This is a genomic window from Pseudobutyrivibrio sp. C4 (assembly GCF_900111635.1).
Taxonomy (GTDB): Bacteria; Bacillota; Clostridia; order Lachnospirales; family Lachnospiraceae; genus Pseudobutyrivibrio; species Pseudobutyrivibrio ruminis.
Genome location: NZ_FOHF01000007.1, coordinates 69,106 through 92,736, shown reverse-complemented (window position 1 = coordinate 92,736; position 23,631 = coordinate 69,106). Strand labels below are relative to the sequence as shown.

The following is a 23,631-nucleotide window of genomic DNA, read 5'->3' as shown; positions in this document are numbered from 1 at the left end:
TCGCTAAAATTCGCTCCTTTAAATATAGCTCATTTGCTTTTTTTAGTAAATAAATTTGAGCTATTTATTTGCTCTTAAATTTAGTTTTTAGTGAATCAAAAATATCCGTCAAAGGTGTCTCCCCATCGAAAGAATATACATAACCGTGAAGGGATTTTGCCTTCTGCATAAGAGTCTTGGAATGGTTCCAAATAAGGATGGCTGAGCGGCCCTTTCCGTTCTTTGCCTCCTGGATAAGATTGGCTGCTGCACTATTTCCATCAAAGGCTACTACCACTGATGGGCGACGCTCGAAAATCTCATAGTTAATACTTTTGTATATTCCCATTCCTTCAGCCTCGATTGAAACTCGAACCTTAACATCAGCTTCCTTAATCTTTTCTGCCTCTTTCTTTGTGATAAGAGCAGGCACAAATGAATAGATTCTGAAGCCCTTGTCATTGTGGTCTAGCAAGTACTTTTCATAACCGGAAAGCTTGTGACCGATTACGAAGCAAACCTCATCTGGGCTCATGTATTCGAGCATGTCATCCATTTGTTTTATAGCATTGGCGCTGATTTTTGTTGTTCTGTTTTCTGTGTTGAAACTTCCACCAAGGAGAACCACTGGTGTTCTATCCCATGTGATTTCCTCAATCTGGTCCTTCAGCTCTGTGTTGGCATCAAGCTTTGGTGCAGATTTGGCCTTTGCCTTTGAAATGGTAACGGCCTGCATCTTTTCAAGGAGAACCTCCTCCATGTCGCGTTCGCCTAAAAGCTCTGTGAAGGCTGCCTTCTTTACTGAATATGCCTTTTGGCTTTCTTCGATTATCTTGCTCTCGGAATCGTGCATCTTTCTTAATTCTTCGTCCGTAAGACCAAGCATTTTCTCCAGAGAAAGCTGCTCGTCGATAGAGTTTGTACCATAGAGGGCTGCACCATCTGTACCCTGTACGCAGGAAATTCCTTTTTCAAGGTACTGCTTAAGTGGATGATTCTGAAGTGAGTTCAGGTTGTTCAAACGCACGTTACTTGTGATTTGGAACTCAAGAACCACGTTGTTTTCCTTTAGCTCTTTTAAAGTCTCCTTGCCCTTCTTTGAAGCAAGGCTATATGTATAAAGTCCATGGCCTAATCGCATCTTTGGCATCTGCTGGCCTGGCTCCAATGATTCTTTTACGCAGGCAATTGAATGGGCGATGTTGTCCTTTTGGCTATCATTTTCTCCTGCATGAACTCTGATAACAAAGCTTGGATCAGCCTTTGCAATCTTTACGATTTCTTTGAAGGCAGGCTTGAGGGTGATAATATCGTTTATCTCCTCGCCTACGAAATCGCAGCCTGCCACATATGGATCAAGGGCTGTTGCTTTAAGCACCTCTAAGTTCTGCTCCAGGTAGTTGGCTGGAGTGACAGCATCCTTAACGATTGTAAGAGGGATACGACGCATCGCTGCAAGAAATCGAATCATGACACCTGTCTCCTGGTAAATGCTTGGCATAACTGCATGAACCTGTCTAAGCATTTCGATTGATTCGTACTTTTTAACAAGGGTTGTGTCACTGATTTCTGCATAGCAAACGCCCTGCTTTTTGTAGCTTCTGGCAATCCAAAGAAGCTTATCCTGGAAGATTGTATTGTGGCAATAATCAGGATTTTCCCTATCACGAAGCATCTGCTTAAGGGCGTTTTTAACATCCTCATCTGGAATCATATCCACCTTTGCAAAAGGTATCTGCTCCTCGCTTTCCTTTCCTTTACAGAATACATAGCGATACAGGTAAACCTTTTCCAGGTTTGTAAATACGGCCTGTCCATCCTTGATAACAGCCAGAGAATTTCTAATCTTTACGATATTCATCTCTGCATTATCCAGGTTGTTTAGGATTAGGTCTGCAAAGTTTATAAATGTGTTGTCGTTGATTCTGCGGTCCAAATACTTGCCCTGCAAATCTGATGATACGAACTGTCTGGCAACCTTTTCACGCTGGGCATTTACCTTTTCCCACTGGGCATCAGTAAGCTCTAGCTCCAGCTTCTTTACATAATAAAGTGGATAGCGAATCTGGTGAGCAATTCCCAATGCAATAAGGATATCGCCTGTCAAATTGCCGTTCATGTGGGTGTGCAAATCTGCTCTGAATTTTAAATCCTTTCGGATGAATGTCTTGAATATTGTCTTTCCAGCAGGAAGCTTGAAATCCTTTGTCTGACTCATGAGAGTCTTTGCAATGGCTGGGATTGTAGCTTTTCTATCTACCGTGCCATCAGGATAAATGCTGGCAATCTCAGTGTCTGCCAGCTTGAAGATATAGCTTTCCTGATTATTTCCATCTATAAAACATGGGATTTCGTCTGTGATAATAAGCATTCCATTGTCATCCTGTGAAAGTGGAAGGTTACAGGTCTTTGAAATGTTACGAATAAGATTACCTGTACTGTGATTTGGCGTGGTCAGGACATAATACATCCTGTCTAGATCCTTGTAGAGATTTACAATAATATCCTTCTCATTGTCGAGAAAAAAACAAGTTAAATATGTCATATCCACTCCTATTATCCTAAGATTTTTACTATATTTTGTATCATAGAATCGGTCTCATTACAACAAATCTCTTGTTCTAATTCTAACACTATTTTGCCAGAGCGTTTTAAAATTATTTAAATATGTTGTATTATTATACCTAACATACATTTGGGGAGATTTTTATGAAATATATTAAACGATATTTACCTTTAGCTATTGCATTTGGAATTTCCGCGGCCATTCTTGTTGCCGTGCTGATTATAAGTTCGGTTAGTAAAGCCACCGTTATCAAAGAACATAGTGATGATAATGGATCCGCTCCTATTATTTCACCTGATGAACATACCTTCTCACATCCTAAGGTCCATGGCATCTATGTGACTGCGCCAACTGCCGGCACTGAAAAAATGGATGAATTAATAGATCTTATAAACTCCACTGATTTGAATGCTGTTGTACTTGATATTAAGGAAGATTCCGGAAACGTCTCCTTTTATCTAGACAATCCAGATACCGACGAAACCAAAGCTTGTATCCCATACATAAAGGATATTAAAGCGCTTTTACAAACTCTTCACGATAACGATATTTACGTCATCGGCCGAATCTCTTGCTTTAAGGACCCAGTTTTAGCTGAGGCTCATCCTGAGCTGGCGTTGCTGGATTCAACTGGTGAGCCAGTGGTTGATTCAATGGGAAATGCATGGGTTAATCCATGCAAACAGGAAGTATGGGATTATGTGACAGACATTGCCGTAGATTGCGCTCTCCTCGGTTTTGATGAGATTCAGCTTGATTATGTTCGTTTTCCAGTAGGCCAGAACTCGGAAGATGCTGTTTATGGCGTTGCCTCTGATGATGAAAGCAGACAAGAATACATCAACAGCTTCCTTTCACAAATCACTTCTGCTGTTCATGAAAAAGCTTTTACTCCTGTCAGCGCCAATGTCTTCGGAACAATTATTACAAGTGATGTGGATGCAAAGCACATCGGCCAAAGCTACACTGACTTCGCCTCAACTGTTGATTGCATCAGCCCAATGATTTATCCATCTCATTATGCTGCCGGAGATTTCGGTCTAGATGTACCTGATGCCAATCCTTACGATACCATCTACGGTGCTTTATCAGGCTCCGCAGATGCGCTGGCTTCCATCCCAGATGAGGATAAATCGACCGTTCGCCCATGGCTTCAGGCCTTCACCGCTGAAAATTTGGAAGGCCACATAGAATATGACAAAGCCGCCATCGACAGCGAAATTCAGGCTGTCTACGATGCCGGCTATGATGAATGGATTTTATGGAATTCAAAAAGTGATTACTCTGTATTATCGGAGTAATCACTTTTTTATTATTTATTCTCTTCCTTATCTGCAAGGAGCAACGCAAGAATGTGATTAGCCTGTGGGAATTCACCTGAGGCAATCATCTCATCAATCTGTGCTCTATTGTAAAGATGAACGTTTAAGACTTCTGTCTCATCAAGGTTCTGCCCGCTCACCTTTCTGCAATTCTTCGCAACGTAGATGTAAGCATAATTATCAGCCATAGTAGCATTTGATGGAACAGTAAGGAGGAACTTCCAGTCATCGCTTTCGTAACCTGTCTCCTCCATAAGCTCACGCTTTGCTGCCGCTAGAGCGTCCTCTGTGCTGCCAGCATCATGGCGGTTTCCGTATTCTTTGCCATCTGTGCGCTCAATTCCACCTGCGCAAAACTCTGTAGTCACCTGCTTGATTCCCTGACGATACTGTCTTACGCAGATATAATTTCCTTCTTCATCTGTGGCTACTATTACCACATAGTCGCGGCGGCTGTAGCTGTAGTATGGCTCAAATTCTCTTCCATCTGGAAATCTGTATCTGCTTTTTCTGAAATCTATCCATTCGTCATTTACAATATGTTCGCAGGATACCTCTTCCCACTGAAGTTTTTCGTTTTCGCTCATTTATTTATCCTTTTCTATCTTTGAATAGTAAACTCGTAGGCTGTGTTGTATGTGGCCACATAAAGTGTGTCACCCTTGATATCAAACTGCTCTGGTGCTGATTTTACCGAAATCTCATCCACCTTGTCGCCTGTGTGCTTATCAAGCAAGTAGATGTAGTCTGGCTCGGATGTAAAACCATATCCGCAGATGATTGTATCATCATCCACGATGAAGTTACAAAGGCCTGATACAAGTGGCTCGCTTCGCCAAATCACTTCATTTTTCTGAAGGTCGATAGCTACGATGTGGCTTGATAATGGGTTCTCGCTAGAATATCCGTTGTGCATGATTGAAACATAAAGGATATTGGCATTTTCATCCATCACTGCATACTGAATATCCTGCACAGCCTGTGAATATCTGCCTGATTCATCTGGTCCATAGCAAAGCTCGTATAAATCCAAATAATAAATGATATCCCCTGTGCTCTCGGATGAAATTGTAAGTGCTGTGCATGAATAATCATCCTTTGGATAGAGCCCCATGTATGTAAATGTTCCATCTGAGTATGGAAGCTTCTGATACTCGAAACCATTCTTCTGGCACCACACATCAGTATCGAGCCAGTCCTGACTCTCCTCCTTTGTCTTGGTAAGGGAAAGATGTGGGTAATCATCAGCATTTAATCCTGTGTTATTGAACTTATCCCATGATGGATTTTTGATGGTGATAGCTGCTGGTGATTCTGTGATATTTTCATCGTTGTTCTCTAGCCCCTCAGTCTCATCATCTGTAGTTGCTGTTTCTGTGGATTCTGTCTGCGAATCCGCCTTTGAATCTGTAGCTTGTGTATCCTCATCATCCTCAATTGTAATTTTAATTGTTTTGCAGCCTGTTAAAATAAGGCTTGCGCTTAACATTAATAACAAAGCTTTCTTTTTCATAATATTATGTCTCCTTTTTTCTGCATTTTCTAGTATGACACTTTCATCTATTTTTTCAATAAAAAAGACAACAGCTTTTGTCTGTTGTCTTATAATCTCTATTCTTTTTTTGAAAACGTAATACTGCACAGCATCAGGAATATCAGCGCAAAACCAAGCGCATCGTACACTGTGAACTTGTTTCCAAGGATTGTAGTTCCGATGATTGCAGCAGTTATAGGCTCTGCAAAGCTGTAAAGGCTGGCCTTGTTTGGACCGATTCGCTTAACACCGCTGATGTATAGCGTGAATGCCCCGATGTTTCCAACAAGTACTACGAAGGCTATGCCAAGAAGTCCGTAGATGTTTGGTGTGTAAGGGATTTGCCATATTCTAAAGACAAGGCATCCAAATGCGCCACCCATCAAAAATGACCATGCCTGAGCGATAACTACAGGTGTGTCGCTGGTGATTCTTGGCGCAAGAACATTGTAAATCATTACGCATACTGCACTACCAACTCCCGCTATCAGAGCCCCCTTAGCAACCGAAAGGTTTTCGATGTTTCCATGGGTTGTAAGGAAGAATACACCAAGGATTGCCAGTAGAATTGCACATATCTCCCCTACTCTAGGCCATCTTTTTCCCTGTAGACAGGTTACAAAAAGTATAAAAATAGGTGCTAGATCCTGCAAAATCGTGCCGATAGCTGCGTTCGAAAGCTCTATCGTTAGGAAATATAGAAATTGGCAACAACTAACTCCTAGCAGTCCATATATCAGCATGTTTATAGACTGGCCAGGTGTGGCCCATGGCTTAAAAGTCTCTTTTTTATATTTTGCAAGGCAATAGATAATCAGTATTATTCCAGCCAAGCCTAAGCGAATCGGCACAAGCCACTGGCTATCCATCTGCTGCACATCAAATAAATACTGGCCCACAGAACCTGAGAGCCCCCAGCAGGAGGCTCCCAAGATTGTAAGCAATATTCCTTTATAATCACGTTTCATCTGTTAATTAATAATCTCCAATAAATCTTTTTCTACGTGGCACTGTAAAAACAGCACCTGTACGCCTGCGTCCCGCGCCTCTTGTAAAGCGATACCAAACTCCGGGTGAGTATCCACATTGGGACGCACCTCTGTAACTCCATCTACCTGAATTACAAAAGCTACCATTGCCTTATAGCCAAGCTTTGTAGCCTTTGCCAACTCTCTCAAATGCTTTACTCCACGCTCTGTAGGCGCATCAGGAAAATAGCCTACACCATCTTTAATAAGTGTACAACCTTTAACTTCTAGAAGATATTCATCCTCACCTTTTTTCATGAAGAAATCGATTCTGGAATCGCCATATTTATGCTCCGGATCAATATAATCGTAATCCTGCTTTTCCAGCCATTCCTTCACCACCGCATTTGGCGCCTGAGAATCGATGTTGATTATCCCGATAGGTGTCTCAACGGCAACCAAATCATATGGTGTCTTGCGCTCTGGATTTGTGGCCTTTTCCAGGTAAACCGTCCTGCCAGGAAGCAATAATTCCTTGCAACGGCCAGTATTTTTCACATGAACAGTTACTTCCTGCCCATCAATATCAACCTGAGCTATAAAGCGATTTGGACGTGATATGAACTTTGCTTCTACTATATTTTTATATTTCACTAATGATTTTTCTCCTATATCAAGCCCGTTAAATATGCCGCTATAACCAATTGGATAATCAGAATTGCTGGCATGCCGATTACAAAATACCAGTGTTTTGTCTTGTGGTGGAACAGGTACATCCCTGCCCATGTTCCGATGCTTCCGCCTATTAAGCTGAATAGGAATAATGTCTTTTCTGGAATGCGCCAAGCACCTTTGATGGCTTTTGCTTTGTCGATTCCCATTACGGCGAGGCCTGCAATATTAGCAATGACCAAATATCCTAGTATCAACCTGTCCATGTCTTTTCCTCCATCCTTTGAATTCTAGTCTTCGCCAAGCAATGTAACTATTCTTGGCTCGTAGCCTACTGCAGGAAGATATACGTCAAAAATATCCTTTGCCGCTATCTTCATGCTTGATGTATTTACGCAAGGATGGCAACCGATAAACTCGCTGTTTTTCACATCCTCGTCTACCAAAAGCTGCACCACATGGTCTTTATCGTTCATCAGCCCCATTACACTAACTGAGCCTGGCTCGATATCCAGATACTTAAGCATATCCTCTGGGTCTGCAAATGAAAGTCTTGCTGAATTTATCTGCTTTGAAAGCTCCTTTGTTTTGAACTTTTTATCTCCAGGAATCATCAGTAGATAAAAGTTTGTCTTCTGTCTGTTACACAAAAACAGATTCTTGCAAATTAATGCACCAAGGGATTTATCTATTTCGGCGCAAACTTCCATTGTATCCGCTGGTGCATGGTCTATACGCTTGTACTCTATTCCAAGGTTATCCAAATAATCATATACTCTGATTTCCCTGTCTAAACGGCCCGTTGTGTCCGTTGGTCTGCCTGTTTGTAATTCTGTCATGATATTCTCCTCTATTCTGTCTTTTCCTGTGTAACGATTCCGCCATTACTTATTTGCGCATTTACTGATATGCTTTCAAGCCTATCATACAATTGACGCTGCTTTGCTTCATCAGCAACGTACTGTGTTGTGCAATTTGCTTGCAATGCTGGTGTAATGATAACGTCCATATTTTCCTCATCATTATCGCCATAGCAATGCAGTGTGATAAGCATGGTATCTAACGTCTTTTCGTTGAACCAATAATTTCCAAGACTGTAGACTATTGGTACATCGTTATAAAACTCAAAGCCCTGAAGGCAATGGGTGTGGGCGCCTATTATTACATCCGCGCCGGCGTCGATGTACTCGTGGGCTGTGGATGTCTGTACCGGCTCCAGCACTGTGGAATATTCCGTGCCCCAATGTGGTAACGCCACCACAATATCCGCATTAGCATCAGCCTCTTTTATCTCTTCGTCAAAAAGGGCTGTGTCATAGCATCTGAGGATTCCAGGCTCTGTATCCGTGGCCTGTGGTGTCATCTTGTTCTTTTCAGCACGGGATGCAGCCACGAATGCTATCTTCTTCCCCTGGACTTCCATGTATACTGGCTCACTAGCCTCGGCCAGATTATGGCCTGCTCCTACATATGGAATCCCTGCTGCATCCAAGGTATCCATGGTATCAAGCAATGCGTCTTTTCCATAATCGTACACATGATTATTTGCAAGGCCCACGATATCAACCCCAAGCAACTTCAGGTTCTCTACTCTGGCCGGATTGGCTCTGAAAGTATAGGCTTTTCCTGGCAGTGGTTGTCCACGGTCGCTGTATGTAAACTCGTTATTTATCCACATTATATCGGCCTGCTGCATGGTACTTATCAACTCCGGTGAAATACAATCCGCGATACCATTTTCACATGTGTTTAGATACTGTGTTGTGGCCCAATTTTCATCAAAGTTGATATCGCCGGCGAAGCATAATGTGAAATCATATTCACCATTATCTTCTGTGGTAGATTCCAAAGGCTGTAGCTGGCTATAGTTGGCCTCCTGGGCCGACACCTGCTCTTGCATAACCGTTTGCTTGCCGCATGCTACTAGCGATAAGGCCAAGCATATTGATAAAGCTATCCTTCTTTTCATGGACTTTTCCTTCCTAACTCCCTAATATAACTAATTTTAGCTCCTATTATACAACTTCATACTTTAGACGTACATTAATGTTATTATCTTTATATATGACCTTTGTTCGTTTTAAGGTGGTGATTCTATGTTTGGTATTAATGGCATAAACACTAACTTTTCTCCATATAGTAATTCTTTTAATTCTGGCGCTACAACTCCTGTTGATTCTAAAATTGCAGATGAATTGCGCGCTGAGGGCAAAAGTGAGTCCTTGGCCAAGAATATTACCAGCGAACGCGCTGCAAAGCGAGCTGGCATAATTGAATGCGAAACTTGCGCCAGCAGAAAATACCAGGACGGATCTGACGAACAAGTATCCTTTAAATCTGCTGCTCATATATCACCTAATGCTGCTGCGGCTCGTGTCCGCGGCCATGAGCAAGAGCACGTAAATAATGCCTACGACAAAGCTGAAAAAAGCGACGGCAAAGTCCTTCAGGCCTCTGTTTCTATCCATACTGCTGTCTGCCCTGAGTGTGGCCGCACCTACGTTTCAGGCGGCACCACCCACACCAAGATTGCCTATCCAAACGAAGATAATCCTTATCAAAAAAACAGAAAGGAAGCCGATGCTGGCCTCCTCTCTGGAATGAATATCGATATTGGGGTTTAAAATCTTTTACATGCTGGGATTTAGTTATTCTATTGTCTAACCTTAGTTTTTAATAATCGGAGTGACGCGATTTGAACGCGCGACTTCTACATCCCGAATGTAGCGCTCTACCATCTGAGCCACACCCCGTAAAGTAAATGGCTGCAAAGATTACTCCTTGCAGCCTTATATATTTTAGCGGGTAAGCTTAATTTTGATTGCAACATAACCTATTAGAAGTGCTATAGCCAATAAAAAACAATATATAATATCCCAAATCCCAGCAAAGACAATTCCCATCCCTGGTCCAAAGTTAGCATCCTGCCAAAATGCATAGTTCGAGAATTCATACTCTAATGTCGTAATTATCATTCCTACGATATTGGCACATAATACTTTAAAAATATATTGATTATATTCCTTATGTGCATTACTTTTAACTACATCAATAAATATGAAAACAACCGTTACTACGAAAGGCGTCACAATCTGACGTAGTTCCAATAATGGAATATAAGGAATGAGCCAGGCTACTATAATCAATAAATGTGCTATGCTCAGTTTCTTATTCATAATTCTATCCCCCTCAACTTTCATGATGTTATAATTACTGAATTATATTAAAAATCGTATCTCTTAACCTCACAGTTCTTAATTCCACAAGATGAAAACTCCTCATTTGTCATTTCTGTAAAGTAGGATTCCACCATTCTTGCAATTCCATTATGGGCTACCAATATGACCTCTCTATCTGATGCCTTTATATCATCTATAAGATTGTATATTCTCTGAGCAAGATGGAGCATAGATTCACCAGTTCCAAATCTGCTTGCCATATCCTTTTTTGCTTCATGGAATTCTGCTCCATCTCTTGGCGTGGACTCATATCTTCCAAAATTCTGCTCTTTGAGCCTTGGCTCTATTTCCATAGGTATTCCTGTAATCTCAGAAATGTGTCTTGCTGTTTCTTTTGCTCTTACAAGAGGCGATGTTAGGATTACATCCGCAGTAATTCCCTGCTCTAATATCTTTTTTCCTGTTTCTATAGCTTGTTCATGCCCTTTTTCTGTAAGCTCGATGTCTGTTTCACCGCAAATTTTATTTTCTACGTTCCAAACGGTTTCCCCGTGTCTAATAAAATAAAAATGATCCATGTTTATATACTTCCTAGTTCTTTCTCTTTATCTAGCAATAGTCCCCTTAGAAAGTGCTCTTTTTACAATCTACGCAGTTACTCTATTTTGAGATATACATACTCGCCTTCAAGTTTGTTATAAACATGTTTGCCAATAATAGAAAGTAAATCCCTAATTTCTTCTATTTTTTCACTTGCAAATTCAACATATGAATGATTCTTATCATTCTCATTCTCTTTTTCGTACATGTCTTCACAATACACAAAAAACTTATCAAGTATATCATCTAAAGGATACTGCGAAATGTAAGGATCACTAGGTTCGTTTTCTTCCAACTCAGGTTCTGGCTCAAAAACTATAGAAGTCACATAAATAACATCCTTTTCATTAGAATCATGTAAATCTTCGAAAACAATATCATCATCTGTTCCGACATTTTCTATTTTGCGGTAGTATCTTTTTCCATCATATGTAAGAATGAGGTAATCCTCAATAAATTTTCCAGTTCCCTGAACCCAGTCTTCTGATTTAAGCAATTTTGAGGCCAACTCTTTATCTGAACACCCCTTAAGTGCCAAATATTCACCTCTTGGCCTTTCATCTATAGTTTTGTAGATCATATCTTCTACTTTTTCATATTTATCTGTATTGTACTTTTCCGCCTTATAAAATCTTATGTTTTTCAAATTACATTATCTCCTTTGTCCTTTTGCTTCCGCCTTTACATTATCTCATATATTTTAACAAAAAGGCTGTTGAAACACCATAGTATTCAGCTTTGACAACCTTTACAAATAAAAAAGCCGCACCAATTCGATGCGACTGTAATTCACGATTATAAAATATAAAGAAAAAGACTCTGGGCCCTTACATAAACCCTACAATTTTCCTACAAGAATATAACAAAACCCATAATCTCTTTGCCCCCAAAAAAATTTAAGCCCACACAGAATATCAGTATTGATCCTATTAATGAAAGATAGTCCATGAGAAAAGGCTGCCATCGGCAGCCTATAATACAATATTACAACTCTGTAGAACCAACTTTATCTCCGTTAGCAACAAAGTAGATTCTATGTTCTTTAGGCTTAATATAAATGCTGATACCTGTGAGCTCAACGCTCTTGTAGTCTCTCTTGAATTGAGCTTGTGCTTTCTTTAGGCAATCAGCCTCTGTGAATGCAAAATTAATTCCGACCATGGAAAAATATTAGATTTTTTATTAGTGTGGTCTATTGTTTATGTTATCGAAATCGAGAATTTCAAATTCTTCTACAGGCATTGGCTTGTAGAAGTAGAAGCCTTGCATTCGTTCACAGTCTATAGCAATAAGAAAATCGGCTTGTTCTTTAGTTTCCACGCCTTCAGCAATATATTTATATTTTAGGTTACGAAGCATTTGTAGGATATGCTTGACCACAATTTTGCTTTTCTCAAAGTTCTTAGTGTTTTTTAGGAAAACATAATCAAGTTTAATTCCATCAACTGGAATTTCTGTAAGCATATTTAGGGATGAATAGCCACTGCCAAAGTCATCCATTTCAACTTCAAATCCTATATCCTGTAGCTGAGCAGTTGTCTCTAATAGTAATTCGTTATCATCAGCATAGGCACTCTCAGTGATTTCTATTCTTAGCTGAGAAGGTTCAATATCGTACTTTTCGATAAGATTCTTGAAGTGCTTTGAGATGTTTTTGTTCTTTTCTATATCAAATCTAGATAGGTTAACTGATATAGAACGTTTAAATCCTTGCTCGTTCCATCTATGAATATCTTTGCAAACTATTTCCCAAACTAGACAATCCAAATCGTAGATGAGACCAGTTTGTTCTAGCATTGGGATAAATTGACCTGGGCTCAACCAACCTAGCTTTTCGTGGTTCCATCTACAGAGAGCTTCTGCGCCTATGATTTCACCAGTTCTATAGTTGACTTGAGGTTGATACCAGACTTTTATTTCATTCTGTTTTACAGCAGTAGAAAAATGACCGCAGATATCTGAAAGCAGTCTTCCTGCTTCCCATTGATCTATGTTATATACTTCGTACCCCCCGGTAATAGATAGATGTGCTTTCTTTTCAGCTAATCTAGCACAGTCTAGCATCTTATCAACGTTAATATTTTTATAATCTTCAGGAGTTAAGACATAAAGACCACTGGATATCTGAACTTCATAGTCGTTGCCCTGATTAATATAATATTTTTTGACTGGTTCAAATACATTTGTTTCCATTGCTTCGAAACCGTTGTCATCAGGTAGGCAGCATAAAACAGCAAAATGATCTGCATCAATTCTGGCCATAGCCTCTTTGTCAGAGAAATACTCCAATGATTTTTCTACCCAGAAGCATAGAAGTTCATCAGCAGAGTTCATTCCCATTTTGTCATTTATGAATTTGAAATTCTTAATGTTGTTGTAAGAAATAATATATGGAGTGGAAGGATTTTCCAGTAGTAGTTCTTTTACTTTTTCACGGAATCCGGCCATACTAAGAGCACCAGTAAGTGAGTCATAGTCTATCATTTGGCGAATTTGATTTTGGGTTCTTTCCTTTAACAGTTGTTGCTTTGCTAGAAAGTGAAGTGCTACAAGAACAATTATAATTGCACACATGATAAAGACATATCTATTGGCGTAAAGATAGTCCTGTACATCATATTTGTACAGTTTACGAGAAGTATAATCTAAAATAACAGCCTGACGCTGGGTATCACTAATCATAGCAATACCTTCATTAAGTTTTTCTATAAGCGCCTGATTTTTAGGTGTATCTAAAGCACCAACTCTAAAATCCATTGAAAGCATTGTAGTTGGTTGAACATGTAAATCGATATATGAAGGCTTCTGAAGGACATAACTCCAAACGTAGGAATTCTGAAGTAATGCGTCAACTTCGTCTTTACGTAGGGCTTCTACACACTTGGACATATCTTTATAAAGTATGACTTCAATATCTGGATATAAGCTTTTTACCGTGTCTGCTATACCAGCTTGAGACTGAAGCATTCCAATTTTTGCACGATTAATGTCTGATACATTATCGCCCTCAGAAGTTACAACAGTGAGAGGAGTTAGCATTAAATCGTCAGAAACGATTGATGACTGTCCAGATGCACTTTCAATTTCGCTTCCTAAAGGCATGACTATATCATAGGATGTATTATCTAGCGCATCCTTCAACGAAGGTTCTTCCATAGCTTTAAATTCAACGTTATAGCCAATGTTATCACAGGCTATACGAAGTAATTCTGGACCAATTCCAATGATTGAACCATCGGAATCATCTATATAAATCATAGGACATCTATCTGTTGGAACGCCGACAATGATGGTATTCTCATTGCTTGAAGCAGCAAAAGAAACCCCAGATATAAAAAATGGGATAACAAGAATTAGCGATATAATATTTATAGATATAATTTTTCTCTTAAGACTAAGCTTCATAGGTTGATTTCATCCTTGACATAATTGTATATGGTGATAATACAACAAAATTGAGGATAATTTATGACCTACTAAAAACTAGGCTTTGAATAAAAAAGTCGATAATTATATTAACCACTTATTTCTTTGCTATATCCTGCAAAATTCAGAAAGCCAGTAACAAGTTATGGAAGGCTGATTTTAGATGTTTAAATATAAAAAAGCACTCTCTAGGTTTCCCTAGAAAGTGCTTTATAATCATATCAAGAATTAATCCTGTACGTATGGCATAAGTGCCACGTGACGAGCACGCTTGATAGCTACTGTAAGAGCTCTCTGGTGCTTAGCACATGTGCCTGTGATACGACGTGGAAGAATCTTTCCACGCTCAGAAATGTACTTCTTAAGCTTTGCTGTATCCTTGTAGTCGATAACGTTATCTTTACCACAGAAAACACAGACTTTCTTTCTTCTATGCATTGGTCTTCTTCTCTGCTGACCATCGCCTGTCTTATTAAAAGCCATGATTTAACCTCCTATAGATGTTAGTCAAAGCTTTCGTTGCCTTGACTTAGTTGAACGGTAATTCCTCGTCAATTCCATCAGGGATATTCATGAAGCCGTCGCCTGCATCTGAGCTTGGTGCGAAACCTGCGCCACCGTCGAAGCTGCTGTTTCCGCCGCCCTGAGAATTCTTGCTCTCTGCGAACTCAACATTCTCACATACAACATCGGTAGTGTAAACCTTCTGGCCGTCCTTGTTTGTGTAGCTGCCTGTCTGAATACGACCTTCAACTACGAACTTTGTGCCCTTGCGAGCATACTTCTCAAGGAACTCACCTGTCTTGCCAAATGCAACACAGTTAATGAAATCAGCTGTCTGCTCATCTCCATCACGCTTAAATCTACGATCAACTGCTAATGAAAATCTTGCAACAGCGCTGTTGTTTGCTCCACCGTAACGAACTTCTGGGTCTCTTGTGAGACGTCCCATAAGAATAACTTTATTCATAATTAATCTCCTTATCTTATACTATTAAGCCTCGTCAGCTCTAACGCATAAGAATCGAAGTACGTTGTCCATGATGCGAACATTCTCCTCGATCTGAGCAGGTACGCCTGGCTCAGCATCGAAGTGGATGAAGTAATAGTATCCTTCATTCATCTTCTGAATGTCATAAGCAAGTCTCTTCTTGCCCCAATCATCGACGTCTGAGATCTGTCCACCAAAGCGAGTGATATACTCCTTTGCCTTTTCAACTGTGGCAGTTCTTGCATCGTCTTCGATCTTCGCATTAACAACGAGTGCTAATTCATACTTGTTCATGCTTTCTACCTCCTTTTGGTCTATTGGCCAAACTAGCAATGCTAGCCTAGCAAGGATATAAATGTTTTATACCACGAATTAAGATAATAGCATGAAGCTGTGCGTTTTTCAAGGCTTAACTGAATTTTTATTGTATTTTTTGTATTATTCTCAGTGAATTACAATTCTATTCCCTGAAGCTTTGCTAATTCTGTAAACACCTGTCCGATTCTGTCGGTAATCACCAGTGTGTTCTCTGCTCTACGAACAGATAAATCGGTTTGATTGATTATTACCAGGTATTTTCCTCTGAAATAATTAACAAATGATGCTGCCGGATACACTGTAAGTGATGTTCCGCCAATAATCATCATATCTGCTTCTGAAATGGCTCTGATTGCGCCTTCTACTGCGTCCTCAGGCAATCCCTCTTCGTAGAGAGTGATATCTGCCCTGACTGTGCCACCGCAATAATCGCACTTTGGAATCTCATCCTCTGAATCGAAAATGAAATCTACTGGATAGCTTGTTCCACAGTTCATGCAGTAATTACGAAGTGCACTGCCGTGGATTTCATAGACTTTCTTACTGCCAGCCTTCTGGTGTAGGCCGTCGATATTTTGAGTAACCACGCCTGTGAGCTTACCCATTTCTTCCAGCTTTGCCAGATATTTATGAGCATTGTTTGGCTCGATGTTTCGTGTATCCATCTTTTGACGATGAAATTCGAAATAAACCTTTGGCTCCCTAATCAGACAACTGTGACTAAGTAGATACTCTGGCTGGTACATATCGAATCTGACATCATGCTGATTGTACAAACCGTCCTTGCTTCTGAAATCTGGAATTCCGCTCTCTGTGGATACTCCTGCTCCGCCAAAAAATACGATTTTCGATGATTCTTCTATCATATTTTTCAGTTCTTCAATTTTATCCAAAACATTTCCCCCCTTCTTAAATTCTAAATGTTAAGGTGTAAAACAACTGCAGCACAGATGATTCCGATGAGTATTCCAACAGCAATTTCTGGAATGGTGTGACCCATCTTTTCCTTAAATCTGTTGATATCAAGTGGCTGCTTGCCTTCTTCCTTACGCTCTTCGTTAAGATTGTTCAGTGCCTTGCCCTGGCGCTGTGTTTCAAATCGAACTCCTCTTGCATCATAAATGACAACGATTCCAAAGAATAATGCCATTACGAATTCAAATGAGGAAGCCCCGTAAATTGCGCCAGTCACAACCATAAGCGCTGTAACTGTGGCTGAGTGAGAGCTTGGCATTCCCCCTCCGCCGTATAGTCTCTCCTTGCAAAAACCTGATTTTACAGTATCAATAATGATTTTAATAATCTGCGCAATAAACCATCCTGCTGCAGGTGCTAAAAAAATCTTGTTTGTAAACAAATCCACGATGAAATGCATTATATTCTCCTATCTCCTATAGCAAAGCGTTGTAAATATCTCGCTTGCTGACTCCTCTATCTTTTGCCACTGCCTTCATGGCTTCCTTTTTATCCATGCCCTTGCTTAAGTACATATCCATGTGCTCTTCAATGGTCATGTCCTCATATGCCGCTCTTGCTTCTTCTAAAACCTCTGCTTTAGATTTGCCAGCTATAACAAGAACGTACTCTCCTCTAGGCTCTTTGGTCTCGTAGGATTTTAAAGCTCCACCGATTGTGGTCTTCTCTTTTTCTTCGTGTTTCTTTGTAAGCTCTCTACAAAGTGTGATGCCTCTGTCCTCACCAAGCACCTCCGCAAGCTCTTTTAATGTGCCTATCAGATGATGTGGTGCTTCGTAAATAATGACAGTTCTTGTCTCGTTTTTGGTCTCCTCTAGAACTCTACGACGTTCTTTCTTGTCTTTTGGAAGAAATGCCTCAAAAGCGAATCTTCTACAAGCCTGTCCAGACATGGTAACAGCTGTGATACATGCTGCTGGTCCTGGCACTGATGTGACCTCGATTCCCTCGTCGTAACACATCCTAACAAGCTCTTCCCCTGGGTCTGATATTCCAGGTGTGCCTGCGTCCGTGATTACCGCAATGTTCTGACCTTCTTTTAATTTTTCTATTAAAGTGATGGCCTTCTCCACTTTATTGAACTCGTGGTAGCTGGTCATAGGTGTGTCTATTTCAAAATGATTTAATAGCTTTATTGAATTTCTTGTATCTTCTGCTGCAATTAAATCCACCTCTTTGAGGATTCTTACTGCTCTAAAAGTCATATCCTCAAGGTTTCCTATTGGAGTTGCAACTAAATATACTGTTCCTGTCTGTGACATTTATAATCTCCTATTGGAAGATAATTATTTATCTAATCCGTATATCTCGTAGATTTCATCTGTGTACTGGCCTGGCTCCTTGTAAACAATCAATGGCGCCTCCACTGTAAGCTGGGCTCCGCCGCCACGCACACCTTCTATCAGAACCATGTTTGGTTCCTTGTCCACGTATGGGTAAACCAGGCGCATCCTCTTTGGCTCAAGCTTGTACTTTCTCATGGCTTCAAAGATTTCTACTATGCGTGATGGTCTATGTACAAAATAACATCTGCCTCGCTGCCTTAAAACAGCTGCTGTTTCTCTCACCACATCATCCAGGGTGCAAAGCAGCTCGTGTCGAGCTATAGCTTTTGCGTCGTTTGGATTCTTTAATCCATGATGATTTGTCATGTATGGTGGATTGCTGGTGACAACATCCATGGAAGCTTTCCCAAAGATTTCACTAGCACTTTTGATGTCACCTTCTATTATATCAATTTTCTCTTCCAGATGATTAAACAATACTGAACGTCGTGCCATATCTGCACTTTCAGGCTGAATTTCAAGGCCAGTGAAATGCTTTCCTTCGGTCTTGGCTTCAAGAAGAATAGGCAGAATCCCTGTGCCCGTTCCCAAATCCAGCACTCTTTCTCCTTCCTTGACACTAGCAAAGCCCGATAGCAAGACAGCATCCATGCCAAAACAGAATTTGTCAGGATGCTGAATTATTTGATATCCATTTATTTGTAAATCATCTAGTCGCTCGTCTTCCTGCAACAGATTATTCATTAATTATCCTCCAGGTCGGCAAGTTCCTTTGCCTCTTCCTTAGAAACCTGTACCTTTTTCTTACGAGGCTTGAACTTAAGAACTGATGTAGGATAATCCTTTACCTCTTTTAAATCGCCATCTTCAAAAAGAACGCGAACAGTCTGACGAAGAACGTTTACTGACTGAACTGTACCCTTGATTCCCTCAGGAGTTGTAACTGAGTCATTGATTCCTGGAAGGCGGCTGTTGAGGTATTCGTATGTTTCCTGCTCGTTCTTTAGACAGCACATAAGTCTGCCGCAAAGTCCTGAGATTTTTGTAGGGTTAAGTGAAAGGTTTTGCTCCTTTGCCATCTTGATTGATACTGGAACAAAGTCACCAAGCCAGCTCTTACAGCAAAGCTCTCTACCGCAGATTCCGATGCCACCCATAAGCTTTGTCTCGTCACGAACACCAATCTGACGGAGCTCGATACGTGTATGGAACACTGCTGCAAGATCCTTTACAAGCTCTCTGAAATCAATACGTCCATCTGCTGTGAAATAGAAAATAAGCTTGTTGTTGTCGAATGTGTACTCAGCACCAACTAACTTCATTTCAAGCTCACGCTTTGCGATTTTCTCCTCGCAAATACGCATAGCCTCTTTTTCTTTTTCAATGTTCTTTATAGCTTTTTTAGCGTCTTCCTCGGTAGCCTTGCGGATGATTTTCTTGATAGGTCCTGGAACCTCATCATCCGAAATCTCCTTGTCTACAAGTAAAACTGTTCCGATTTCTACACCGCGAACTGTTTCAACAATAACCTGATCCTCACGCTTAAGCTCTATGCCGTTTGGATCAAAATAATATACTTTTCCGCCTCCTCTGAAGCGTACTCCAATAACCTTTATCATCTAGTGTCTCCTTTAGTTTTCAGGATTTCTCATCCTCTGTATAAGAAGCATAATGGTCAATTCAAAATTGACATTTGCATTTAGTCTGGCTCTAGTTTCTGAGATTGCATCAAAAATCTCGTTTAGGCCATGATATGACAGGCTCTGTGCCTGGTCGTGAATATCGAAGGCATCCTCTGAAAATAGCAGTAAATCATCCCTCGATGTCGATTTATATAATAGCACATCTCGATACCAAAGAGTTATTAAATCTAGCAATTGCTCGATAAATGGCTGAAATTTCTCATTATCGGAATCTTCTTTTTTATCTCTATCGTTGTCCTCTTTGATGGATTTTACTTCGTCGGCTATCTGCTGCTCATCCATTTTGCTTGCTTTTTTGCAAAGAGCAACAACGCGATTTTTTACATCATTAAAGGTGACGTCTGTAGCTAACGCTATGGCTTTTCCCACATTTCCCTGGGCAAAGCTGGCCACCATCTGAGCCTGATAATCAACAGTCTCATACTGTGTCTGCAATATCCGCTTTATGCTTTCTGTATCTACGGATTTCATTTGGATAAGAACGCATCTAGACAAGATTGTCTGAAGAAATGCATTATGATTTGCTGTAAGCAGAATGATAATCGCGTATTCAGGTGGTTCCTCAATGGTCTTAAGAATGGCATTCTGTGCCTGAGGATTCATTCTCTCTGCTTCATCTACGATATAGATTTTATATTTGCTGCTATATGGCTTGATATCAACATCATTTACAATCTGCTCACGTACTACATCTACGCTGATGTTGTTTTTGCCATCTTCTCTTCTAACGTAAATAATATCAGGATTGTTTCTTGATAATGCCTGTTTGCAGGAATGACATTCCATACAAGCATCATCTTCAGATGGATTTTCACACTGAAGCATTGCCGCAAATGCCTCTGCAAGCATCATCTTTCCTGAGCCTTTTTCACCGCTGAAAATATAGGCATGGCTATGATTTCCTGTTTTAACTGCATTTCTTAATAGGCTTTTTGCCTCTTCCTGCCCTACTATCTGCGCAAAGCTCATCTAACAAAATTCTCCTAATCTAGGTGATTATATCAAGGAGCAATCCCCTGATTTCATCTACTCTATTTAATATATCAATGTGGTCCTTTTCATCCTGAACAAGGGCTGTTGCCAGCTCATCCATATGCTCGTCTACAAGCTTTATCATACCATAAACTCTATGGCGGCCACGTCTGTCTAAAAAGTTTTCTCGCGAAAACTTGTGGCTTCGATTTACAACCTCGTTAAGGAAATCCTTGACCAATCCGCGATATCGCTTCATGTCACGAATGTCCATATGCTCAGACAAAAGCTTTCCCTGAGTGGTTATGTCGTTTAAAAGATTTGTGAGCTTTTCCTGAAGCTCAGCATCATCTACGGCTGCTGCAAGTGTAAATTTGAATGTGTCATCTACAGGTGCTGTGGATTTTGCCTGGTCTGTAGGTTGAACTTGGCTCACATCATTTACTCTAATATCCATGCTAACCCCTTCTATCTTTTATAAAGGCGGCGATTCTATCGCAAGTGATTCTACTGTCATCATCGTTTTTGAAGACATTTGAAACCTGCGCTGCATCCAGATTCTCCTGTGAGAAATCCTGCTGGTCAGCCAAGAATCGTCTGCACATTTCCTCGTACTTTGGGTGTTCCTGACTGCGTTCTCTTTCAAGTGCTCTCGAAAGACGAACACCATCATCTACCTCTATATATATCGGCAAAACAGCGTCTTTTCCGTAATAATCACGAATCTTTACAAAGCTTTCAACTGTACCAATGATAAGATAATCATTTTTCGATAAATCAATCTGGCCATCATCTACAGTAAAATAGAACCATGGACCGTGAACAGTATCGTATTTACGAATTTCGATTACCTTTCCCGCCTCTACTAATTTATCCTTTTCTTCGATGGAAACGAAATTGTATTCATCACCAGGCTTTTCATTACTTCTGATTGGTCTGGTTGTATATGAAACAATTCGCTTTAGGTCTAAATCCCCTTTGTCTAGCAAAAGCTTAAATATTGTATCTTTTCCCGATGAGCTTTTGCCCATTATGCAATAAATACTTCCCATTTTGTCCTCTTTTTTCTTTTGTATCTAAAGTATAATTCAGCCAAGGCTAATTGACAACGTAGATACAGTCATTATTTATTCCTGTTACGTGTATTCCACTTTCCTTTGCCTGGCGGATCAGTTTGATTGCCTCCGCTGAAATGACTTCTCCAGGTACTACAACAGGTGCCCCTGGCGGATAAAGACAAATCTCATCCTGACAGACAAGTCCTGTAGCCTGCGCCAGGTTGACCTGTCGACCTGCGCCTTTCTTGGCTTCCCAAGGCTCCATTATTTTTTCACTATCAATCCAGACCATTGGCACATCAATATTGCCTGCTTCTAGTTCTTTGTCAATTTCAAGCAATGCTTTTTTTAATCTCTCAAAACCTTCCCTGGAATCCATAATGCTTGTCATGGCAAGCAGATATGAAAAGCTTGAAAGCTCTGTTTCTATTTCGTATTTATCCCTAAGGATTCTAGCCAACTCCACTCCGGAGATATTTGTGTGCTTTGTAATTATTACAAGCTTTCCCGGGTCCTTTGTTTCGCCAGATTCAACGACTATTTTTAGGTGCTTTAATTGTCCACTAATCTTGTAGAAATCCTGTAAGTTATCCACATAATCCCTAAACATATCCGCAGATTGTTCAAGAATGGTCATACAGTGACTAATGGAATTCATCAGTACATAGCTTGGTGAACTAGTCTCGAAAATATCCAAAGCTGCTGCAATCTTTCGACTATCAACTCTATCTCCATCCACGTGGATTACCGCCGTCTGTGTAAGTGCCGGCAGAGTTTTATGAAGACTTTGGATAGTTATGTCTGCTTTACCAACTGCAGATTCTTTGAATTCATCATTGAATCCTAGATGTGCTCCGTGAGCTTGATCAACTATCAGTATTATGCCTTTTGCGTGACAGTATTTTGAAATATCTTCCAGCTTGCAATGATATCCCTCATATGTAGGGCTTGTCAGTAAAATTGCTTTAGGCTGACCATACTTTTCTACTGCAGATTTAATCTCTTCTAAAGTTGCTGCCTTGTATATTCCATTTTCATCTGCCTTGGAGTTAATATATCCAACCTTCAAGTGTCTTAGGATTGCACCATTATAAACACTTTTATGGGAATTCCTCTGGATTAATATCAAATCATTTTCACTGCAGCTGCTGTATATCGCAGCAAGGTTTCCAACAGTAGAGCCGCCAACCAGAATAAAGCTTTTATCAGCTCCATAAATTCTAGCTAACCTTTCTTGCTCCTCTGCTATAACCGACTGCGGGTCATGCAAATCGTCCACTCCATCCACTTCCGTCATATCAATTTTGTATGGTCCATCAATCATTCTCTTATGGCCTGGCATGTGGAATGGATACATATTCGATTTTGAATAATCTTCTAATATTTTTTCTAAACTCATTTTCTAGCTTTTATTTTCTACAAAGAATCAATATAATGGATTTTATCAAAGCAAGGAGGATGTTATGAATAGGACTTTAGTTATCCTTTGCGGTGGCGATAGTTCCCGCATGGGTACAAAGAAAGCACTTTTACCCTTTGAAGATAAAACTATGGTTGAATATATCTACGATAAATTCAGTCCATTTTTTGATAAAATTTACCTTTCAGTAAATGAGCGTGGTGACCTTACTCATTTGGGCCTTGATGCTCAGGAAATCCCTGATATCTATCGAAACGCCGGCCCTGTAGGCGCCATTCTTTCCTGCCTTACAATGATTTCAGGAGATAGAGCTTTTTTCATGTCAGTGGACACTCCATTTATGGATCCACGCATTGCAGCTTATCTCTATGACCATTCATATAATTACGACATCACATCTTTTAAGTTTGATGGTGAATTTTTAAATACCATCTGTGGTGTTTATCACAAGCGTTGCATCGGCCCTCTTTTCAAAGGTATCTTTTTCAAAAAAACTACCAAGAGTTACATTCAGGCTAGATGCTATACCAATCTTGTGGATACGGAAATTATTAAGAGCATTTCATCTATTTCCATGGAGCAACAGTTCTACAAAGTAAACGACAGAAGCTCTTATTACTATGCTGTTTTCTCCATTTTAAAACACAACTTTGTTTGCTAAT

28 protein-coding genes and 1 tRNA gene are annotated in these 23,631 nt (G+C 40.2%); 3 read left to right on the top strand and 26 right to left on the bottom strand.

All coding sequences use genetic code 11. The annotated features are described in order from the left end of the window. Positions 1 to 64 precede the first annotated feature (64 nt). Entirely contained in the window at positions 65 to 2,524 is a 2,460-nt protein-coding gene (locus BMY66_RS11250) for an amidohydrolase family protein (protein WP_090395225.1), read from the bottom strand. A gap of 164 nt (positions 2,525 to 2,688) precedes the next feature. On the opposite strand from BMY66_RS11250, the gene BMY66_RS11245 reads away from it, so the two are divergent. Then, entirely contained in the window at positions 2,689 to 3,846 is a 1,158-nt protein-coding gene (locus BMY66_RS11245; protein WP_090395224.1) for a putative glycoside hydrolase, read from the top strand. An 11-nt stretch (positions 3,847 to 3,857) separates the two neighbouring features. On the opposite strand, the gene BMY66_RS11240 is transcribed toward BMY66_RS11245, so the two are convergent. From BMY66_RS11240 to BMY66_RS11210, 7 genes are all read right to left on the bottom strand, one after another. Continuing rightward, the gene (locus BMY66_RS11240; RefSeq protein WP_090395223.1) at positions 3,858 to 4,454 is read right to left on the bottom strand and encodes an NUDIX hydrolase; all 597 of its coding nucleotides are present in this window, start codon (positions 4,452 to 4,454) and stop codon (positions 3,858 to 3,860) included. A gap of 14 nt (positions 4,455 to 4,468) precedes the next feature. Then, positions 4,469 to 5,380: a hypothetical protein gene (locus tag BMY66_RS11235; protein WP_090395222.1), complete on the bottom strand. Its 912-nt coding sequence runs from the start codon at positions 5,378 to 5,380 to the stop codon at positions 4,469 to 4,471. A gap of 98 nt (positions 5,381 to 5,478) precedes the next feature. Continuing rightward, positions 5,479 to 6,369, bottom strand: coding sequence for a DMT family transporter (locus BMY66_RS11230; protein WP_090395221.1), 891 nt, complete (start codon positions 6,367 to 6,369; stop codon positions 5,479 to 5,481). A 3-nt stretch (positions 6,370 to 6,372) separates the two neighbouring features. Then, a complete protein-coding gene (sfsA, locus tag BMY66_RS11225) occupies positions 6,373 to 7,023 on the bottom strand; it encodes a DNA/RNA nuclease SfsA (RefSeq protein ID WP_090395220.1) in 651 nt (216 codons plus the stop codon). 14 nt (positions 7,024 to 7,037) lie between these two features. Beyond that, the gene (locus BMY66_RS11220; protein ID WP_090395219.1) at positions 7,038 to 7,307 is read right to left on the bottom strand and encodes a DUF1294 domain-containing protein; all 270 of its coding nucleotides are present in this window, start codon (positions 7,305 to 7,307) and stop codon (positions 7,038 to 7,040) included. 24 nt (positions 7,308 to 7,331) lie between these two features. Then, on the bottom strand, positions 7,332 to 7,880 hold the full coding sequence (locus tag BMY66_RS11215; protein ID WP_090395218.1) for a prolyl-tRNA synthetase associated domain-containing protein: 549 nt from the start codon (positions 7,878 to 7,880) through the stop codon (positions 7,332 to 7,334). Positions 7,881 to 7,891: 11 nt separating this feature from the next. After that, entirely contained in the window at positions 7,892 to 9,010 is a 1,119-nt protein-coding gene (locus tag BMY66_RS11210) for a CapA family protein (RefSeq protein ID WP_090395217.1), read from the bottom strand. Positions 9,011 to 9,137: 127 nt separating this feature from the next. Here BMY66_RS11210 and BMY66_RS11205 point away from each other — a divergent pair, with 127 nt between their 5' ends. Then, positions 9,138 to 9,665, top strand: a complete 528-nt coding sequence (locus BMY66_RS11205) for a hypothetical protein (RefSeq protein WP_090395216.1) — start codon at positions 9,138 to 9,140, stop codon at positions 9,663 to 9,665. Between the two features lie 56 nt (positions 9,666 to 9,721). Here BMY66_RS11205 and BMY66_RS11200 read toward each other — a convergent pair. The 18 genes from BMY66_RS11200 to BMY66_RS11120 form a co-directional block, all read right to left on the bottom strand. Further along, positions 9,722 to 9,794: transfer RNA gene (locus BMY66_RS11200), tRNA-Pro, on the bottom strand. Positions 9,795 to 9,839: 45 nt separating this feature from the next. After that, positions 9,840 to 10,217, bottom strand: coding sequence for a hypothetical protein (locus tag BMY66_RS11195; RefSeq protein ID WP_090395215.1), 378 nt, complete (start codon positions 10,215 to 10,217; stop codon positions 9,840 to 9,842). A 47-nt stretch (positions 10,218 to 10,264) separates the two neighbouring features. Further along, positions 10,265 to 10,798 (bottom strand): histidine phosphatase family protein, encoded by a 534-nt coding sequence (locus BMY66_RS11190; RefSeq protein ID WP_090395214.1) that lies wholly within the window; start codon positions 10,796 to 10,798, stop codon positions 10,265 to 10,267. A 77-nt stretch (positions 10,799 to 10,875) separates the two neighbouring features. Then, on the bottom strand, positions 10,876 to 11,466 hold the full coding sequence (locus BMY66_RS11185; protein WP_090395213.1) for a hypothetical protein: 591 nt from the start codon (positions 11,464 to 11,466) through the stop codon (positions 10,876 to 10,878). A gap of 338 nt (positions 11,467 to 11,804) precedes the next feature. After that, the gene (locus BMY66_RS13810; RefSeq protein ID WP_155952525.1) at positions 11,805 to 11,981 is read right to left on the bottom strand and encodes a DUF6465 family protein; all 177 of its coding nucleotides are present in this window, start codon (positions 11,979 to 11,981) and stop codon (positions 11,805 to 11,807) included. A 21-nt stretch (positions 11,982 to 12,002) separates the two neighbouring features. Further along, positions 12,003 to 14,225 carry an EAL domain-containing protein gene (locus BMY66_RS11180; RefSeq protein WP_090395212.1) on the bottom strand — a complete coding sequence of 741 codons (2,223 nt, stop codon included), beginning with the start codon at positions 14,223 to 14,225 and terminating at the stop codon, positions 12,003 to 12,005. A gap of 249 nt (positions 14,226 to 14,474) precedes the next feature. After that, positions 14,475 to 14,729, bottom strand: a complete 255-nt coding sequence (gene rpsR / locus BMY66_RS11175) for a 30S ribosomal protein S18 (protein WP_028234190.1) — start codon at positions 14,727 to 14,729, stop codon at positions 14,475 to 14,477. Positions 14,730 to 14,775: 46 nt separating this feature from the next. Then, positions 14,776 to 15,216 (bottom strand): single-stranded DNA-binding protein, encoded by a 441-nt coding sequence (locus tag BMY66_RS11170; RefSeq protein ID WP_033152471.1) that lies wholly within the window; start codon positions 15,214 to 15,216, stop codon positions 14,776 to 14,778. 24 nt (positions 15,217 to 15,240) lie between these two features. Beyond that, positions 15,241 to 15,531: a 30S ribosomal protein S6 gene (gene rpsF, locus BMY66_RS11165; RefSeq protein WP_044939204.1), complete on the bottom strand. Its 291-nt coding sequence runs from the start codon at positions 15,529 to 15,531 to the stop codon at positions 15,241 to 15,243. 158 nt (positions 15,532 to 15,689) lie between these two features. Beyond that, complete coding sequence (locus BMY66_RS11160) at positions 15,690 to 16,448, bottom strand: NAD-dependent protein deacylase (RefSeq protein ID WP_090395211.1); 759 nt, start codon at positions 16,446 to 16,448, stop codon at positions 15,690 to 15,692. A 23-nt stretch (positions 16,449 to 16,471) separates the two neighbouring features. Continuing rightward, positions 16,472 to 16,930, bottom strand: a complete 459-nt coding sequence (locus BMY66_RS11155) for a divergent PAP2 family protein (protein ID WP_044939208.1) — start codon at positions 16,928 to 16,930, stop codon at positions 16,472 to 16,474. A gap of 16 nt (positions 16,931 to 16,946) precedes the next feature. Then, a complete protein-coding gene (gene rsmI / locus BMY66_RS11150; protein WP_044939209.1) occupies positions 16,947 to 17,792 on the bottom strand; it encodes a 16S rRNA (cytidine(1402)-2'-O)-methyltransferase in 846 nt (281 codons plus the stop codon). Between the two features lie 24 nt (positions 17,793 to 17,816). Then, positions 17,817 to 18,560, bottom strand: a complete 744-nt coding sequence (locus BMY66_RS11145; RefSeq protein ID WP_044939211.1) for a tRNA1(Val) (adenine(37)-N6)-methyltransferase — start codon at positions 18,558 to 18,560, stop codon at positions 17,817 to 17,819. Further along, entirely contained in the window at positions 18,560 to 19,435 is an 876-nt protein-coding gene (locus BMY66_RS11140) for a PSP1 domain-containing protein (RefSeq protein WP_044939214.1), read from the bottom strand. Before BMY66_RS11140 ends, BMY66_RS11145 begins: the two co-directional genes overlap by 1 nt. 12 nt (positions 19,436 to 19,447) lie before the next feature. Continuing rightward, the gene (holB, locus tag BMY66_RS11135; protein WP_090395210.1) at positions 19,448 to 20,488 is read right to left on the bottom strand and encodes a DNA polymerase III subunit delta'; all 1,041 of its coding nucleotides are present in this window, start codon (positions 20,486 to 20,488) and stop codon (positions 19,448 to 19,450) included. A 19-nt stretch (positions 20,489 to 20,507) separates the two neighbouring features. Beyond that, complete coding sequence (locus BMY66_RS11130) at positions 20,508 to 20,948, bottom strand: YaaR family protein (RefSeq protein WP_033152486.1); 441 nt, start codon at positions 20,946 to 20,948, stop codon at positions 20,508 to 20,510. Between the two features lies 1 nt (position 20,949). Next, positions 20,950 to 21,543 carry a nucleoside/nucleotide kinase family protein gene (locus BMY66_RS11125; protein ID WP_033152488.1) on the bottom strand — a complete coding sequence of 198 codons (594 nt, stop codon included), beginning with the start codon at positions 21,541 to 21,543 and terminating at the stop codon, positions 20,950 to 20,952. 46 nt (positions 21,544 to 21,589) lie between these two features. Continuing rightward, on the bottom strand, positions 21,590 to 22,948 hold the full coding sequence (locus BMY66_RS11120; RefSeq protein WP_090395209.1) for an aminotransferase class I/II-fold pyridoxal phosphate-dependent enzyme: 1,359 nt from the start codon (positions 22,946 to 22,948) through the stop codon (positions 21,590 to 21,592). Between the two features lie 64 nt (positions 22,949 to 23,012). On the opposite strand from BMY66_RS11120, the gene mobA reads away from it, so the two are divergent. Beyond that, the gene (gene mobA / locus BMY66_RS11115) at positions 23,013 to 23,630 is read left to right on the top strand and encodes a molybdenum cofactor guanylyltransferase (protein ID WP_090395208.1); all 618 of its coding nucleotides are present in this window, start codon (positions 23,013 to 23,015) and stop codon (positions 23,628 to 23,630) included. Position 23,631 lies beyond the last annotated feature (1 nt).

What these genes read in the sequence shown, in the direction of transcription:
- BMY66_RS11125 (WP_033152488.1), bottom strand. Translation starts at nt 21,543, where the DNA reads ATGGGAAGTATTTATTGCATAATGGGCAAAAGCTCATCGGGAAAAGAT.
- BMY66_RS11130 (WP_033152486.1), bottom strand. Translation starts at nt 20,948, where the DNA reads ATGGATATTAGAGTAAATGATGTGAGCCAAGTTCAACCTACAGACCAG.
- BMY66_RS11230 (WP_090395221.1), bottom strand. Translation starts at nt 6,369, where the DNA reads ATGAAACGTGATTATAAAGGAATATTGCTTACAATCTTGGGAGCCTCC.
- BMY66_RS11120 (WP_090395209.1), bottom strand. Translation starts at nt 22,948, where the DNA reads ATGAGTTTAGAAAAAATATTAGAAGATTATTCAAAATCGAATATGTAT.
- holB (WP_090395210.1), bottom strand. Translation starts at nt 20,488, where the DNA reads ATGAGCTTTGCGCAGATAGTAGGGCAGGAAGAGGCAAAAAGCCTATTA.
- mobA (WP_090395208.1), top strand. Translation starts at nt 23,013, where the DNA reads ATGAATAGGACTTTAGTTATCCTTTGCGGTGGCGATAGTTCCCGCATG.
- rpsF (WP_044939204.1), bottom strand. Translation starts at nt 15,531, where the DNA reads ATGAACAAGTATGAATTAGCACTCGTTGTTAATGCGAAGATCGAAGAC.
- rpsR (WP_028234190.1), bottom strand. Translation starts at nt 14,729, where the DNA reads ATGGCTTTTAATAAGACAGGCGATGGTCAGCAGAGAAGAAGACCAATG.
- BMY66_RS11190 (WP_090395214.1), bottom strand. Translation starts at nt 10,798, where the DNA reads ATGGATCATTTTTATTTTATTAGACACGGGGAAACCGTTTGGAACGTA.
- BMY66_RS11145 (WP_044939211.1), bottom strand. Translation starts at nt 18,560, where the DNA reads ATGAATAATCTGTTGCAGGAAGACGAGCGACTAGATGATTTACAAATA.
- BMY66_RS11170 (WP_033152471.1), bottom strand. Translation starts at nt 15,216, where the DNA reads ATGAATAAAGTTATTCTTATGGGACGTCTCACAAGAGACCCAGAAGTT.
- BMY66_RS11180 (WP_090395212.1), bottom strand. Translation starts at nt 14,225, where the DNA reads ATGAAGCTTAGTCTTAAGAGAAAAATTATATCTATAAATATTATATCG.
- BMY66_RS13810 (WP_155952525.1), bottom strand. Translation starts at nt 11,981, where the DNA reads ATGGTCGGAATTAATTTTGCATTCACAGAGGCTGATTGCCTAAAGAAA.
- BMY66_RS11155 (WP_044939208.1), bottom strand. Translation starts at nt 16,930, where the DNA reads ATGCATTTCATCGTGGATTTGTTTACAAACAAGATTTTTTTAGCACCT.
- BMY66_RS11210 (WP_090395217.1), bottom strand. Translation starts at nt 9,010, where the DNA reads ATGAAAAGAAGGATAGCTTTATCAATATGCTTGGCCTTATCGCTAGTA.
- rsmI (WP_044939209.1), bottom strand. Translation starts at nt 17,792, where the DNA reads ATGTCACAGACAGGAACAGTATATTTAGTTGCAACTCCAATAGGAAAC.
- BMY66_RS11140 (WP_044939214.1), bottom strand. Translation starts at nt 19,435, where the DNA reads ATGATAAAGGTTATTGGAGTACGCTTCAGAGGAGGCGGAAAAGTATAT.
- BMY66_RS11220 (WP_090395219.1), bottom strand. Translation starts at nt 7,307, where the DNA reads ATGGACAGGTTGATACTAGGATATTTGGTCATTGCTAATATTGCAGGC.
- BMY66_RS11245 (WP_090395224.1), top strand. Translation starts at nt 2,689, where the DNA reads ATGAAATATATTAAACGATATTTACCTTTAGCTATTGCATTTGGAATT.
- BMY66_RS11240 (WP_090395223.1), bottom strand. Translation starts at nt 4,454, where the DNA reads ATGAGCGAAAACGAAAAACTTCAGTGGGAAGAGGTATCCTGCGAACAT.
- BMY66_RS11215 (WP_090395218.1), bottom strand. Translation starts at nt 7,880, where the DNA reads ATGACAGAATTACAAACAGGCAGACCAACGGACACAACGGGCCGTTTA.
- BMY66_RS11195 (WP_090395215.1), bottom strand. Translation starts at nt 10,217, where the DNA reads ATGAATAAGAAACTGAGCATAGCACATTTATTGATTATAGTAGCCTGG.
- BMY66_RS11205 (WP_090395216.1), top strand. Translation starts at nt 9,138, where the DNA reads ATGTTTGGTATTAATGGCATAAACACTAACTTTTCTCCATATAGTAAT.
- BMY66_RS11235 (WP_090395222.1), bottom strand. Translation starts at nt 5,380, where the DNA reads ATGAAAAAGAAAGCTTTGTTATTAATGTTAAGCGCAAGCCTTATTTTA.
- BMY66_RS11250 (WP_090395225.1), bottom strand. Translation starts at nt 2,524, where the DNA reads ATGACATATTTAACTTGTTTTTTTCTCGACAATGAGAAGGATATTATT.